At 72.1% G+C, this 13,935-nt stretch carries 15 protein-coding genes and 1 riboswitch; of the genes, 7 read left to right on the top strand and 8 right to left on the bottom strand.

Annotated elements, in window-relative coordinates:
• Window positions 1-88 precede the first annotated feature (88 nt).
• Window positions 89-2,260: a LuxR C-terminal-related transcriptional regulator gene (locus ACGFZS_RS36790; protein WP_393798742.1), complete on the top strand. Its 2,172-nt coding sequence runs from the start codon at window positions 89-91 to the stop codon at window positions 2,258-2,260.
• A 145-nt stretch (window positions 2,261-2,405) separates the two neighbouring features.
• Here the strand turns inward: ACGFZS_RS36790 and bioD are convergent, their stop codons facing one another.
• Genes bioD through bioB form a run of 3 tightly spaced genes read right to left on the bottom strand, consistent with a single transcriptional unit; the run spans window position 2,406 to window position 5,579 of the window.
• Window positions 2,406-3,122, bottom strand: coding sequence for a dethiobiotin synthase (gene bioD, locus ACGFZS_RS36785; RefSeq protein ID WP_393798887.1), 717 nt, complete (start codon window positions 3,120-3,122; stop codon window positions 2,406-2,408).
• A 2-nt stretch (window positions 3,123-3,124) separates the two neighbouring features.
• Window positions 3,125-4,405, bottom strand: coding sequence for an adenosylmethionine--8-amino-7-oxononanoate transaminase (locus ACGFZS_RS36780; protein ID WP_393798741.1), 1,281 nt, complete (start codon window positions 4,403-4,405; stop codon window positions 3,125-3,127).
• Window positions 4,398-5,579, bottom strand: coding sequence for a biotin synthase BioB (gene bioB / locus ACGFZS_RS36775; protein WP_365689843.1), 1,182 nt, complete (start codon window positions 5,577-5,579; stop codon window positions 4,398-4,400). The genes ACGFZS_RS36780 and bioB overlap by 8 nt, the downstream gene beginning before the upstream one ends.
• A gap of 147 nt (window positions 5,580-5,726) precedes the next feature.
• On the opposite strand from bioB, the gene ACGFZS_RS36770 reads away from it, so the two are divergent.
• Window positions 5,727-6,854 (top strand): 8-amino-7-oxononanoate synthase, encoded by a 1,128-nt coding sequence (locus tag ACGFZS_RS36770; protein WP_393798740.1) that lies wholly within the window; start codon window positions 5,727-5,729, stop codon window positions 6,852-6,854.
• A 109-nt stretch (window positions 6,855-6,963) separates the two neighbouring features.
• Here ACGFZS_RS36770 and ACGFZS_RS36765 read toward each other — a convergent pair whose 3' ends face one another.
• Entirely contained in the window at window positions 6,964-7,191 is a 228-nt protein-coding gene (locus ACGFZS_RS36765) for a DUF397 domain-containing protein (protein ID WP_355720398.1), read from the bottom strand.
• 9 nt (window positions 7,192-7,200) lie between these two features.
• Entirely contained in the window at window positions 7,201-8,061 is an 861-nt protein-coding gene (locus tag ACGFZS_RS36760) for a helix-turn-helix transcriptional regulator (protein ID WP_365689849.1), read from the bottom strand.
• Window positions 8,062-8,272: 211 nt separating this feature from the next.
• Here ACGFZS_RS36760 and ACGFZS_RS36755 point away from each other — a divergent pair, with 211 nt between their 5' ends.
• Complete coding sequence (locus ACGFZS_RS36755; protein ID WP_393798739.1) at window positions 8,273-8,731, top strand: ATP-binding protein; 459 nt, start codon at window positions 8,273-8,275, stop codon at window positions 8,729-8,731.
• A 33-nt stretch (window positions 8,732-8,764) separates the two neighbouring features.
• Here the strand turns inward: ACGFZS_RS36755 and ACGFZS_RS36750 are convergent, their stop codons facing one another.
• From ACGFZS_RS36750 to ACGFZS_RS36740, 3 genes are all read right to left on the bottom strand, one after another.
• Window positions 8,765-9,238 (bottom strand): C40 family peptidase, encoded by a 474-nt coding sequence (locus tag ACGFZS_RS36750; protein WP_355720389.1) that lies wholly within the window; start codon window positions 9,236-9,238, stop codon window positions 8,765-8,767.
• A 3-nt stretch (window positions 9,239-9,241) separates the two neighbouring features.
• Window positions 9,242-9,426: riboswitch (cyclic di-AMP (ydaO/yuaA leader) on the bottom strand.
• 361 nt (window positions 9,427-9,787) lie between these two features.
• Entirely contained in the window at window positions 9,788-10,096 is a 309-nt protein-coding gene (locus ACGFZS_RS36745; protein WP_355720386.1) for a hypothetical protein, read from the bottom strand.
• A gap of 7 nt (window positions 10,097-10,103) precedes the next feature.
• Entirely contained in the window at window positions 10,104-10,739 is a 636-nt protein-coding gene (locus ACGFZS_RS36740) for an ATP-dependent Clp protease proteolytic subunit (RefSeq protein WP_393798738.1), read from the bottom strand.
• A 143-nt stretch (window positions 10,740-10,882) separates the two neighbouring features.
• Here ACGFZS_RS36740 and ACGFZS_RS36735 point away from each other — a divergent pair, with 143 nt between their 5' ends.
• The 4 genes from ACGFZS_RS36735 to ACGFZS_RS36720 all read left to right on the top strand — a co-directional run bounded on the left by ACGFZS_RS36735 (window position 10,883) and on the right by ACGFZS_RS36720 (window position 13,927).
• A complete protein-coding gene (locus ACGFZS_RS36735) occupies window positions 10,883-11,164 on the top strand; it encodes a type II toxin-antitoxin system Phd/YefM family antitoxin (protein WP_393798737.1) in 282 nt (93 codons plus the stop codon).
• A 423-nt stretch (window positions 11,165-11,587) separates the two neighbouring features.
• On the top strand, window positions 11,588-11,890 hold the full coding sequence (locus tag ACGFZS_RS36730; RefSeq protein ID WP_037782101.1) for an urease subunit gamma: 303 nt from the start codon (window positions 11,588-11,590) through the stop codon (window positions 11,888-11,890).
• Between the two features lie 11 nt (window positions 11,891-11,901).
• A complete protein-coding gene (locus tag ACGFZS_RS36725) occupies window positions 11,902-12,213 on the top strand; it encodes an urease subunit beta (RefSeq protein WP_355720377.1) in 312 nt (103 codons plus the stop codon).
• The gene (locus tag ACGFZS_RS36720; RefSeq protein WP_393798736.1) at window positions 12,206-13,927 is read left to right on the top strand and encodes an urease subunit alpha; all 1,722 of its coding nucleotides are present in this window, start codon (window positions 12,206-12,208) and stop codon (window positions 13,925-13,927) included. Before ACGFZS_RS36725 ends, ACGFZS_RS36720 begins: the two co-directional genes overlap by 8 nt.
• Window positions 13,928-13,935: the final 8 nt, after the last annotated feature.

Raw genomic sequence — 13,935 nt, 5'->3', positions numbered from 1 at the left:
CAGGAGTGTCGGGACAGGTCTACGCGCGCCGCATCGGCGAAGTCGCCAGTCTTTACGAGTCAACTAACTCGCCAGTAACGTCTTTGGTGTGGTGATACCGGTGAATCCCCCACCTCTTGACCGCACTTCGCCACCGCAGACCACCGACGCGGGGCCGTGCCCGGCTTCGGCGCTCCCCGAGGGCGTCCGCGCCCGGGTGCTCCGTGTCGTATACGAGGACCAGCGCGCCGCGGCCGAACTCGTGCCGCGCCTCACCGCACGGCAGGCCTCGGGCGTCGACCCGCTGCCCGTCGAACCGGCCGAACTCGCACCGCGGTTGCTCCACGCCCTGCGCCGGGAGAACCGCGCCCTGCCCGACGACACCCGGCTGCTGCTGCTCCTGGCCGCCGCCGACCAGTACCCGGTCGCCACCCACGCCTTCCTGCGCGCGGTCACGGCCGCCCGGATCGACACCCGCGCGCTGGACGCCGCCGAGACCGCCGGGGTGGCCCACGCCAGCGCCGGCGGGGTGTTCTTCCGCGACGCCTGGACCCGGATCGCCGCCTACGAGACCGCCTCCCCGGCCGACCGGCGCGCGGCCCACCAACTGCTCGCCCGGGTGCTCGGCGGCAAGGGCGAGACGACCCGCCGCTCCTGGCACCGGGGCGCCGCCGCGCTCGGCCCCAGCGCCCGGCTCGCCGCCGAACTCCGGGTCGCCGCCGACCGGGCCCGCGCCGAGGGCCGCCCCGCGCTGGCCCGGGCGCTCGCCGAACGCTCCGCCCAGCTCTGCCCGGACCCGGTCGCCCAGGCCCGGCTGCTGGCCCGGGCCGCCGCCGACGCCTGGCGCTCCGGAGAGCCCGACCGGGCCAGACACCTCGCCGCCCGCACCGACAACGCCGCCCTCAACGGCGTCCTCGCCCTCCGGGCCGGCAACGCCTCCGAGGCCTTCGACGCCCTGCTCACCGCCGCCGTCCGGCAGGAACGTTCCGCCGATGCGGCCGAACTGCTCGCCCTCGCCACCGAGGCCGCCGTCTACACCGGCGACCTCAGACGCTGCCGGGAGGCCCATGTCCTCGCCCGGTGGCTGGACCTCCCCGCCTCCGGCGTCCTCGGCGGACTCGCCGCCGCCGTCGAAGGCCGCTACGAGGACGCCCGGGTCCTCCTCAGGGGCGCCGCGGGCCGCTCCGGACCCGGCGGCGACCCCGTGCTGCTGATCCACTCCGGCATGGCCGCCCTGATGCTCGGCGACCACACCCGCGCCGCGACCGCCACCCTCCGCGCAGCCGCCTCGGCCCGCGCCCGGGGCCTGCCGGCGACGGCGGCCCAGGCCATGGAGTTCCGCGCCTACGCCGACTTCTGGACCGGCCGCACCCGGGCCGCCGAGGCCGCCGTCCACGAGGCCCTGAGCCAGGCGCACGCCACCGGGCAGGACAACGGGGCCTGCCATCTCCAGGCCGCGCTCGCCATGTTCGCCGCCGTCACCGGCGACGAGGAGGCCTGCCGGGAGCGCGCGGCGGCCGTCCGCTCCTACGCCCTGGCGCACGGGCTCGGCCTGCCCGCCGCCCTCGCCCAGTGGGCGCTCGCCTTCCTCGACCTGGCCAACGGCCGCTTCCCGGCCGCCGCCGCCCGGCTGCGCGCCCTCGCCGGGTTCGGACCCGGACACGGCCACCGGGCCATCCGGCACCTGGCCACCCCGCACTATGTGGAGGCCGCCGTCCGCACCGGCGACACCCGGGTGGCCCGCGCCGCCCACGCCGACTACCACCGCTGGGCCACCGCCGTCCGCAGCACCGACGACCTCGCCCTCAGCGCCCGCTGCCGGGCCCTGCTCGCCCCCGGCGCCGAGGCGGTCCCGCACTACCGTGCCGCGCTCGACCTGCACGCCCGGGGCACCCGCGACTTCGAACGCGCCCGCACCGAGCTGCTGTTCGCCGGCGCCCTGCGCCGGCTGCGGCACCGCACCGAGGCCCGGGACCGGCTGCACAGCGCCCTGGAGGCCTTCGAGTCCTTCGACGCCCCGCACTGCGCCGCCCAGGCCCGCGCCGAACTCCGTGCCCTCGGCACGCCGTCCACCCCGAACTCCGGCGCGGACCCGGCGGCCGTCCTCACCGCCCAGCAGCACATGGTCGCCCGGATGGCCGCCGACGGCGCCACCAACCGGGAGATCGCCGACCGGCTGAACCTCAGCCCGCGCACGATCGACCACCATCTGCGGGGCGTCTTCAGCCGGTTGGGGATCCGGTCCCGGATCGAACTGGTACGGCTGCTCGGTGAGTCGTGACGCGGCAGGTCGTCGGTCGGGTGCGGCACCGTCGTGGCTGGTCGCGCAGTTCCCCGCGCCCCTGAAGGGGCGCTCCACCGACGTCCCTTTTTGGGGGCGCGGGGAACTGCGCGACCAGCCCCCACACAGCCGCACCCGACGACGGCTAGGCCACCACCCGCATCCGGAACGCCTCCGCGTCCCAGTCGCCGTCCAGCCGTGCCGACAGCCAACTCGGCGCCACCGCACGGAATTCGGCGGGGGCCAGCGCCCCGGCCCCGGCGGGCAGCGCACCGAGCAGCGGTGCCCCCGCCACCTCCGGGAGGTCGGCCACATTGCACCGCGAGGCCAGGTCGGGGGAGTGCGGCCAGCTGCCGATCACCACACCCAGCAACTCCAGGTCACGGGAGCGCAGTTCACGGGCCGTCAGCTCGGTCGTGTTCAGGGTGCCCAGCCCGGCCGATGCCACCAGCAGCAGCGGCGCGTTCAGCAGCCGCGCCACGTCCGCCAGGGTGCCGCCCGTCGCGTCGAAGCGGACGAGCAGTCCGCCGGCGCCCTCCACCAGCACCAGATCGTGCTCGGTGGCCAGCTTGGCGGCCGCCTCCGCCACGTCCTGCGGACGCACGGGGGGCATGCCCGCCCGACGGGCCGCCGTGCCCGGCGCCAACGGCTCGGGGAAACGGGCGACTTCGGCCGCCGTCACGGCACCCGCGAGCCGCGCGACCTCGTCGGCGTCCCCGCGCTCGTCCGGTCGTACCCCGGTCTGCGCGGCCTTGAGGACCGCGACCGAGCGGCCCGCCGCGACCGCCGCGGCGGCGACCGCGGCCGTGGTGACCGTCTTGCCGACCTCCGTGCCCGTCCCCGTGATCACCAGGATCGGCATGCTCATCCCTCCCGCGCCGCGGCGCACACCGCGCGCGCGATCCGTGCCACGTCCGCGTCACCCGTGACGTACGGCGGCATCGTGTAGACCAGGTCGCGGAAGGGCCGCAGCCACACGCCCTCGCGCACCGCCGCGTCCGTCGCGGACTTCATGTCGACCTCGTGGTCGAGCTGGACGACCCCGATGGCGCCGAGGACCCGGACGTCCCGGACGCCGGGCAGGTCCCGCGCGGGCGCGAGTCCGTCGCGCAGGCCGGACTCGATCCGCTTGACCTCGCCGAGCCAGTCCTGGCCGAGCAGCAGCCCGAGCGAGGCGCAGGCCACGGAGGCCGCAAGGGGGTTGCCCATGAACGTCGGCCCGTGGGCCAGCACCGGCACCTCGCCCCGCGAGATGCCCTCGGCCACCCGGGGCGTGCACAGCGTCGCCGCCATCGTCAGATAACCGCCGGTCAGCGCCTTGCCCACGCACATCACGTCCGGGGTGACGGCCGCGTGGTCCGCCGCGAACAGCGCACCCGTGCGCCCGAAGCCGGTCGCGATCTCGTCGAACACCAGCAGCACGTCGTGCGCGTGGCAGGCCTCGCGCAGCACCCGCAGATAGGCGGGGGAGTGGAACCGCATCCCGCCCGCGCCCTGCACCACCGGCTCCACGATCACCGCGGCCAGTTCGTGCGCGTGCCGCTCGATCACGGAGCGCAGGTGGTCCGCGTACGACTCCTCGTACTCCGCCGGCGGCGCGTCCGCGAAGACCTGGCGCGGCAGTACCCCGGACCACAGGTCGTGCATCCCGCCCTCGGGGTCGCACACCGACATCGGCTGCCAGGTGTCGCCGTGGTAGCCGCCGCGCCAGGTCAGCAGGCGCTGCTTCGCGGGGCGGCCGAGGGAGCGCCAGTACTGCAGGCACATCTTCACGGCGACCTCGACCGACACCGAACCGGAGTCGGCGAGGAAGACGTGTTCGAGTCCGTCCGGCGACATGTCGACAAGGAGCTTCGCCAGCCGGACGGCGGGCTCGTGGGTGAGCCCGCCGAACATCACATGACTCATCCGGCCGAGCTGCTCGCGCGCGGCCTCGTTGAGCACCGGGTGGTTGTAGCCGTGGATCGCCGACCACCAGGACGACATGCCGTCGACCAGGTCGCCCGAGCCGTCCGCGAGCCGCAGCCGGACCCCGCTCGCCGACTCCACGACGAGCGGTTCGGCCCGGCCGGGCATCGGACCGTACGGGTGCCAGACGTGCCGGCGGTCCAGGTCCAGCAGCTCGGGGACGCTCAGGTCAGGCATTGGGCGCGAGATCCGTTCCGGCACCCCGGCGGCGGACGGCGACCAGGTCGGTGCGCGGCTCGTTGACCGGAGCCGTACCGCAGACGTCCTCGTGGGAGCCGCAGCCGCCCGATCCGCATCCGGCGTCGGCCTGCCCGGCGTGCGATCCGCAGCCGGCACCCTGGACCTCGGCCCGGTGCTGGGGCAGCGTCACCTCGTCGGCGCCCTCCACGGTGAACCCGGCGTCCGCGATCATCTCCAGGTCGGCCTGCCCGGCCTGGCCCTCGGTGGTCAGGTAGTCGCCGAGGAAGATCGAGTTGGCCAGGTGCAGCGCGAGCGGCTGCATGGTGCGCAGATGGACCTCGCGGCCGCCCGCGATGCGGACCTCCACGTCGGGGCAGACGAACCGCACCATCGCGAGGATGCGCAGGCAGCGCTGCGGGGTGAGGTTCCACTCCTTGGCCAGCGGGGTGCCCTCGACCGGGATCAGGAAGTTGACCGGCACCGAGTCCGGGTCCAGCTCGCGCAGCGAGAAGACCACGTCGACCAGGTCCTCGTCGCTCTCGCCCATACCGGCGATCAGACCGGAGCAGGCGGACAGGCCGGCCGCGTGCGCCTTGTTGACCGTGTCCACCCGATCGGCGTACGTGTGGGTGGTCGTGATGTCCCCGTACGTCCCCTCGGACGTGTTGAGGTTGTGGTTGTAGGCGTCGGCGCCCGCCTCGCGCAGCCGCTCCGCCTGGCCGTCGGAGAGCAGGCCGAGGCAGGCACAGACCTCGACGCCCTCGTTCTGCTCCTTGATGGCCTTGATGGTGCCGGCGACCCGGTCCACGTCCCGGTCGGTCGGACCGCGCCCGGACGCCACCAGGCAGACCCGCTTGGCGCCCCCGGCGAGGCCCGCGGCGGCCGCCTTGGAGGCCTCGTCGGGTTTCAGCCAGGAGTACTTCAGGATCCCGGTCGTGGAGCCGAGGCGCTGCGAGCAGTAGGAGCAGTCCTCCGGGCACAGACCGGACTTGAGGTTGACCAGGTAGTTGAGTTTCACGCGCCGGCCGAACCACTGCCGGCGCACCTTGCCGGCCGCGGCCACCACATCGAGCACGTCGTCGTCGGAGGTCGCCAGAACGGCGAGCGCTTCCTCGCGGGTCGGCAGCTCGCGCCGAAGCCCCTTGTCCACCAGCGTGTTCAGCAGGTCCATGAGAGCCGATCCTGTACTACGAGGCTGCTCCGGGCCAAGGAGAGTTTGCACAACCCTGTCAGTTCGACGTGTGGGTATTGCCACACAGTGGGTGACCGGTCGTCCCGCTAGGGTCTGTCCACTGCCTACAAAATCACCGGAGGGGTCATGGCGTTCGGCTGGATCGACGGACAGGCGGAACAGCGCCGCCGCGCCGGACTCGTCCGGACCCTGCGCCCCCGCCCCGCCGACTCGCCGCTGCTGGACCTGGCGAGCAACGACTACCTGGGTCTCGCCCACCACCCGGAGATCGCCGCGGGCGCCGCCGAGGCGGCCCGGACCTGGGGCGGCGGCTCCACCGGCTCCCGGCTGGTGACCGGCACCACCGAGCTCCACACCGAGCTGGAGCGCGAGCTGGCCGAATTCAGCGGGTTCGAGGCGGCCCTGGTCTTCTCCTCCGGCTACGCAGCCAACCTGGCGGCCGTCACCGCGCTCGGCCCGCACGGCTCCCTGATCGTCTCCGACGCGCTCAACCACGCCTCCCTGATCGACGGCTGCCGGCTGGCCCGGGGCACCACCCAGGTCGTCGGACACGCCGACCCGGACGCCGTGCGCAAGGCGCTCGGCACCCACGAGGGACCCGCGGTGGTCGTCTCCGACACGGTGTTCTCGGTGGACGGGGACGCGGCGCCGCTGGCCGGGCTGGCCGCGGCGTGCCGGGAGCGCGGCGCCGGGCTGCTCGTCGACGACGCGCACGGGCTCGGGGTCCTCGGGGACGGCGGGCGGGGCGCCGCGTACGCGGCCGGGCTCTCCGGCGCCGACGACGTGGTGGTCACGGCGACCCTCTCCAAGTCGCTGGGCAGCCAGGGCGGGGTCGTGTTCGGACCGGCCCGGGTGATCGACCACCTGGTCAACGCGGCCCGCACCTTCATCTTCGACACCGGCCTGGCCCCCGCCGCGGCGGGAGCGGCCCTCGCGGCCCTGCGGCTGCTGCGACGCGAGCCCGGGCGGGCGGCCCGGGCCCGCGAGGTGGCCGCCGACCTGCACGCACGGCTGACCGCCGCGGGCCTGGAAGCGGTACGGCCGGACGCCGCGGTGGTCTCCGTGCGGGCACCGTCCCCGGAGGGGGCCGTGCGTTGGGCGGCCGACTGCCGTACGGCAGGCCTGGCCGTGGGCTGCTTCCGTCCGCCTTCCGTGCCGGACGGCATCTCACGGCTGCGGCTGACCGCCCGCGCGGACCTCTCCGGGGCCGAGATCGAACGCGCTGTACGTGTGATCGGCGAAACACGACCATGAGTCGGCGTGACACGGCCGGGCTGCGCTCGGATGCGGATACGGAGTCGATTACGGATTCAGTTGCGTACTGATCAGTTTTGTTCGCAACCTGATCAGCGGGGAGCGCCGATCAGTCGCTGACCGCGGCCACGAAACCCGCCCAGCTCTCGGGGGAGAAGAGCAGCGCGGGCCCGGCCGGGTTCTTGGAGTCGCGTACGGCGAGCAGTCCGGCCGGTGGGCCGGAGTGCGGCCGTGCCGTCTCCACGCAGTTGTTCGCACCGGTGCTGTAGCTGCTGCGCAGCCACCGCAATCCGTGCAGATCAGCACTTGAAGGTACGTTCCGAGGCAGTGCAGTCATGGTGCCTCCTTACGCGCCGTCCTGTATCCCGGCGATGTAATCCAACGAGTCCTCGGGCGAAAGGGCGTGGATCTGAAGGGTGTTGAAGGCCTCCGCGTAGGCCTGGAGGTCTTCTTTCCGCTCCAGGTAGAGGCTACTCGTCAACTGGTCGAGAACAACCACATCCAGATCAGAAGTGCTCGGAAATGAGAAGATTACGAAAGGCCCGGTGATGCCGATATGCGCGCCGGCCGCGAACGGCAGCACCTGGAGCCGTACCTGGGGCAGCCGGGCCGCCTCCACCAGCCGCGCCAGCTGCCGTGTCATCACCCCCGGGCCGCCGACCTCCCGGCGCAGCACCGCCTCGTCGAGCACCGCGCTGAGCTCCAGCGGCGGATCGTTGCGCAGCACGTCCTGCCTGGCCAGACGTACCTCCACCAGGGCGTCCAGGGCCTCGTCGTCGAGCCCGTCGGCGGCCACCCGGGTCACGGCACGCGCGTACTCGGGGGTCTGCAGCAGCCCCGGGACGACCAGGGTCTCCAGGGTGCGCATCGCCCCGGCCTGCGATTCCAGGCTGATGAAATCCCGGTAGGCGGGCGGCAGCACCCCCCGATAGGCGTGCCACCAGTGGTGCCGCCCGGCCGTGTCCTCGGACCCCGCCAACACCAGCAGCAACTCCCGCAGTTGTCCTTCGACGACTCCGTAGGCGTCGAGGAGTAACCGCACATCGGCCGGTTTCACACCGCTGGCGCCGGTCTCGATCCGGCTCACCTTCGACTGATGCCAGCCCACCAGACGGGCGGCCTCACCGCTCGTGAGACCCGCACCGGTGCGCAGCATGCGCAGTTCGGCGCCCAGTTTCCGGCGGCGTACCGCGGGACCGTTCTGCATGGGCTACTCCTTACTCCTTCCGAGCCGCCCAAATACGGTCTGAGGTCGCAGAGTTCACCGCTTTGAGCGACAGATATATGCATATCTTGGTGGATCGCTCCCCTGACCGGCCCGGTAATGGCAGTCTGACGAAGAAGCACCAGTCCGGGACCGTACTCGAACCTTCCGCACCGTGTCGGACTCCGGTCCCGAGGAAAGGGACGACCTCGCCATGGCAGACCACCTGGAAGCATCCGTCACTCTGCCGAGCGATCCCGCCTCGGTCTCCACGGCCCGCTCCTACGTGCTCGACGTCCTCGCGGAGTGGGGACTGCCACCGGAGACGGAGACCGCGGACACCATCCGCCTCATCGTCTCCGAACTCGCCACCAACGCCGTACAGCACACCTTCGGACAGTCACCCACCTTCACGGTGGACATGATCCTCGACCGCGACGAACACCTGCGCATCGGCGTCACGGACAGTCATCCGCGGTTCCCCAAGAGACTTCCCGCCGCGGTCCAGCAGGACAACGGCCGCGGCATGGTCATCATCCGCTGGCTGACCGCCGAATGCGGCGGCAAACTCCGCGTACGCCCCACCCGCGAAGGCGGCAAGACCGTCTCCATCGAACTCCCCTGGACCGTCCCGGCCGGCACCGTCACCACCGCCGGCCAGCAGGAACCGTAGCCCCGAGTTCCTGCCGGCCGGCCGGTGGGTGCGTCAGCTGACGCGGCCGTACCAGACGCTCTTCGTCCAGATCTTCTGGAGCTTGACCACGTCCCCGGTCTTCGGGGCGTGCCAGATCTTTCCCTTCCCGGCGTAGATGCCGACGTGGTAGACGCTGGAACCCGAGTGGAAGAAGACCAGGTCCCCGGCCTTGCGGTTGCCGGCCGAGATGTGACGGGTCTTGTTGTACTGCTGGGCCGCCGTACGAGGCAGCTTCTTGCCCGCCTTCTTGAACGAGTACAGCGTCAGCCCGGAGCAGTCGAACCGGTTCGGTCCGGTGGCGCCCCACCTGTAGGGCTTGCCCTTCTTGGACGCGGCGACCTGAAGCGCCTTGGTCCCCATCGTGGCGGCCGAGGCGTCGGAGGCGACCCCCGGGATCACGATCGAGCCGCCCACGGCGGCGATCGTCAGCGCCGAGGCCGTACCGGCCCGGACCATGAGCGACGGAACGCGATTGAGCGCGGTCATGCGCAACCCTTCGTCAGCCGCCTGTGAAGGATGACCTGTCGGATTCGGGCTGGCGAAGTTGCCCGGCCGTGTCACCACGGCTTCACCCCAAGGGCTGCTCGGCCCGGTCATGGTGTGACCGTCCCGGCGACCCGTCGTGCTTGGGTCCTCCACTCCTGCCGATGCACTTCTGTCGACGGGTCAATCCGGGCGGCGGCAGGACTCGGCGTCCGCCCGGACCGCCCCGCCGCTGTGGCGGGGGCTTGTCGTCAGACAGGGATCTTCACTCACACGTGTCCGAAAATCCCAATGGAATCGGGGATTTGTGGGGTTACTCACCACCCACCCGTTCGGGTGGACAGTACTGTGTTCGATTCTTCGTCAACTGCCCTGCGTAGCCCCGGACCTGCGGAGAAGCACTCGGCGGGCACTCTCGAACGGGCGTACCGAGCGGCCCTGTCGGTCAGGTAAAACCACGCCACGCTCCGCCGAACGGGGGTAACCCCGTTGGGCCGTTTCAACTCCGGCGCGGACAGGGCGTCGACGTGCCCCGCCCGGCCTCTGCGGCGGTCACCGTACGCAGTCCGGCGGGAGTACGACGCGAGCGGTCCGGCGCTCGCCGTCGAGCACCCGCAACGCCCGTGCCAGCGTGTCCCCGTGCAGCTCCGTCTCGCCCCGCCCGTGCATCAGCGCCAGCGCGTCACGCAGCTCGGACGCGGCGCGCACCAGCGCCTGCGCGGCGCGCAGCCCGCGGTAGGTGTCCTCGTTCTGCGCCGGGTTGATCCGGCCCAGCAGGTCGACCACGTCCAGGTAACGGTCGATCAACTCGCCCTCGGCGCGGGTCAGCGCGGGCAGCGGCGGCAGCTCCGGTGGCAGCATCGCCGGATCACCCCGCGTCCGGCAGGCCGCGCGAGGTCCGGTGGGTGGGCACGACCCGGTCCACCAGCCCGTACGCCAGCGCCTCCCGCGCGTCCAGCACCAGGTCCCGCTCCAGGTCCTGGTGGATCTGCTCGGGGGTGCGCCCGGTGTGCCGGACCAGCATCGTTTCGAGCATCGTGCGGACCCGCTCCAACTCCGCCGCCCGGATGACCAGATCACTCGGCTGGCCCTGTACCGGCTCGGGCAGCGACGGCTGCTGGAGCACGACACGGGCGCCCGGCAGCACGGACCGCTTGCCCGGCGCGCCGGCCGCGAGCAGCACGGCGGCGGACGCCCCGGCCTGCCCCAGGCAGATCGTCTCCACGTCACAGGTGACGTACTGGACCGTGTCGTAGATCGCGGCCATCGCGCTGAACGACCCGCCCGGAGAGTTGATGTACAGCGAGATGTCCCGCTCCGGAGCCGCGTGTTCCAGATACATCAGCTGCGCCATCACATCGTTGGCGGAGGTCTCGTCCACCGGCGTGCCCAGGAAGACGATCCGCTCCTCCAGCAGCTTCGAGTACGGATCCAGGGTGCGCTGCCCGGAGCTGGTGCGTTCGGTGAACTCGGGCAGGACATAGCGGGCGGACGGTCGGGTCATGGCATACCCCTCCTCGCGGCCGAGGCGGTGTCTCGGCGGCCGGACTCTCTGTAAAAAATGTACAGGACGTACGTAGTGCTGGAGGGGGATTCCGCTGTCGCCGAACAAGAGGTGTTGTCCGAGGTGCCCCGTAAGCTGGGTTCATGGCCTACGAGATTCCGGTGACGCAAGCCAGGGCTGAGCTCGCCGAACTGATCAACCGGGTGGTGTACGGCGGCGAGCGCGTCGTCGTGACCCGTCACGGCAAGCCGCTGGTCGCCCTTGTCTCCGCCGCCGACCTCGAGCGCCTCGAAGAGCTCCCCGAATCCTCCGAGGAGCACGTGGTCAGCTCGGTCTCCACGGTGCGCGAGACCGCCTCCGTCCGCCCCGAACGCGGCCGCCGTTTCGGCATCGCGGCCGAGCACCGGGGAGCCGCGGGCTCCTGACCGCAGGTACGGACCGCCGCCATGGCATCGGCCCCCTCCGGAGCGCCCGGAGAGGGCCGATCGGGTGTCACGGGGTGTCGTCAGGCGACGGCGACATCCTCGGCGCTCCCCACCCGCCCGGCACGGTGTCCACGGCCCCCGGCGTCACCGCGTTCACCCGAACGGCGTGCTCCGGTACCGCCTGCTCCCCGACCACGCGCCCCTGGACGGAGGCGGCGGGACGGCGACGGGCGGAACCGGTGGTCCGTGCGGGGCGCTGAACGCCGTCACGACGGCCGCTCCTCGCGATCACAGCCCGGTTAACGTCGTTGAAACTCCGGCGAACTAGCCTGCCCATCCACGCCACCAGCGGTTTTGTGTCCGGACGGGTGGCTGCGGCAACCGGGCCCCGCACGGTCCGGAGCGAGGACTGTGAGGTGGGACGTGCAACTGACCCCGCACGAGCAAGAGAGGCTGCTGATCCATGTGGCGGCCGACGTGGCCGAGAAGCGCCGGGCCCGTGGGCTCCGGCTCAACCACCCCGAGGCGGTCGCCCTCATCACGTCGCACATCCTCGAAGGCGCGCGGGACGGCCGTACCGTCGCCGAGCTGATGGCCTCCGGCCGCAAGCTGCTCACCAGGGACGACGTGATGGAGGGCATCCCCGAGATGATCCATGACGTCCAGGTCGAGGCGACCTTCCCGGACGGCACCAAGCTCGTCACCGTCCACGACCCGATCGTCTGAGGAGGCCGCCGATGATCCCCGGAGAGTTCCTCTTCGCCGACGGGCCCATCGTGTACAACGAGGGCCGCGAGGTCACCCGGACGACCGTCCTCAACGCGGCCGACCGGCCCGTCCAGGTCGGCTCCCACTACCACTTCGCCGAGGCCAACCCCGGCCTCGAGTTCGACCGGGACGCGGCGCGCGGCAAACGGCTGAACATCGCCGCCGGCACCGCCGTCCGCTTCGAGCCCGGCATCCCCGTCGACGTCGAACTCGTCCCGCTCACCGGCGCCCGTGTGGTGCCCGGACTGCGCGGGGAGACCGGAGGTGCCCTCGATGCCTGAGATCTCCCGCGCCGCGTACGCGGACCTGTTCGGACCGACCACCGGCGACCGGATCCGGCTCGCCGACACCGACCTGATCGTCGAGATCGAGGAGGACCGCTCCGGCGGACCCGGGCTCGCCGGGGACGAGGCCGTCTTCGGCGGCGGCAAGGTCATCCGTGAATCCATGGGCCAGTCGCGTGCTACGCGCGCAGACGGCACCCCCGACACGATCGTCACCGGTGCGGTGATCATCGACCACTGGGGCATCGTCAAGGCCGACGTCGGCATCCGCGACGGCCGGATCACCGGCATCGGCAAGGCCGGCAACCCCGACACCATGGACGGGGTCCACCCGGACCTGGTGATCGGCCCCGAGACCGAGGTCATCGCCGGCAACGGCCGGATCCTCACCGCCGGCGGCGTCGACGCGCACGTCCACTTCATCTGCCCGCAGATCGCCGACGAGGCGCTGTCGGCGGGGGTCACCACCCTGGTGGGCGGTGGCACGGGCCCGGCCGAGGGGTCCAAGGCGACCACCGTCACCCCGGGCCCCTGGCATCTCGCCCGGATGCTGGAGGCGATGGAGCAGTACCCCCTCAACATCGGCTTCCTCGGCAAGGGCAACACCGTCTCGCACGAGGCGATGCTCTCCCAGATCCGGGGCGGGGCACTCGGGCTGAAACTGCACGAGGACTGGGGCTCGACCCCCGCCGTCATCGACGCCGCCCTGACCGTCGCCGACCGCACGGGCGTGCAGGTCGCGATCCACACGGACACGCTGAACGAGGCGGGTTTCGTGGGGGACACCCTGGCCGCCATCGGGGGGCGCGGGATCCACGCGTACCACACCGAGGGCGCGGGCGGCGGGCACGCGCCGGACATCATGACCGTCGTCTCCGAGCCGCACGTCCTGCCCAGCTCCACGAACCCGACCCGGCCGTACACGGTGAACACCGCCGAGGAACACCTCGACATGCTGATGGTGTGTCACCACCTCAACGCGGCGGTGCCGGAGGACCTGGCCTTCGCCGAGTCCCGGATCAGGCCGTCGACCATCGGGGCCGAGGACATACTGCACGACCTGGGCGCGATCTCGATCATCTCCTCCGACGCCCAGGCCATGGGACGCGTCGGCGAGGTCATCCTCCGGACCTGGCAGACCGCGCATGTCATGAAGCGGCGGCGCGGGGCGCTGCCGGGGGACGGGCGCGCCGACAACCACCGGGTACGGCGGTATGTCGCCAAGTACACGATCAACCCGGCCCTCGCGCAGGGGCTGGCCCGGGAGATCGGCTCGGTGGAGACCGGGAAGCTCGCCGACCTGGTGCTCTGGGAGCCCGCGTTCTTCGGGGTCAAGCCGCACCTCGTCCTCAAGGGCGGGCAGATCGCCTACGCGCAGATGGGCGACGCCAACGCCTCGATCCCGACCCCCCAGCCGATCCTGCCGCGTCCCATGTTCGGGGCGATCGGACGGGCACCGGCCGCCAATTCCTTCAACTTCGTCGCCCCGTTGGCGATCGAGGACGGGCTGCCGGAGCGACTGCGGCTCGGCAAGCGGTTCGTCGCCATCGAGTCGACGCGTGCGGTGACCAAGGCGGACATGCGGGAGAACGACGCGCGTCCGACGGTGAGGGTCGACCCCGACAGCTTCGCCGTGCACATCGACGGGGAGCTGGTCGAGGCGGCTCCGGCCGCCGAACTGCCCATGGCCCAGCGCTACTTCCTCTTCTGAGGGCTGGG

Source organism: Streptomyces sp. NPDC048288 (assembly GCF_043201555.1).
In the GTDB taxonomy this organism is placed as follows: Bacteria; Actinomycetota; Actinomycetes; order Streptomycetales; family Streptomycetaceae; genus Streptomyces.
The sequence above is the reverse complement of the archived record's forward strand: the minus strand, read 5'-3'. Positions and strand labels throughout refer to the sequence as shown.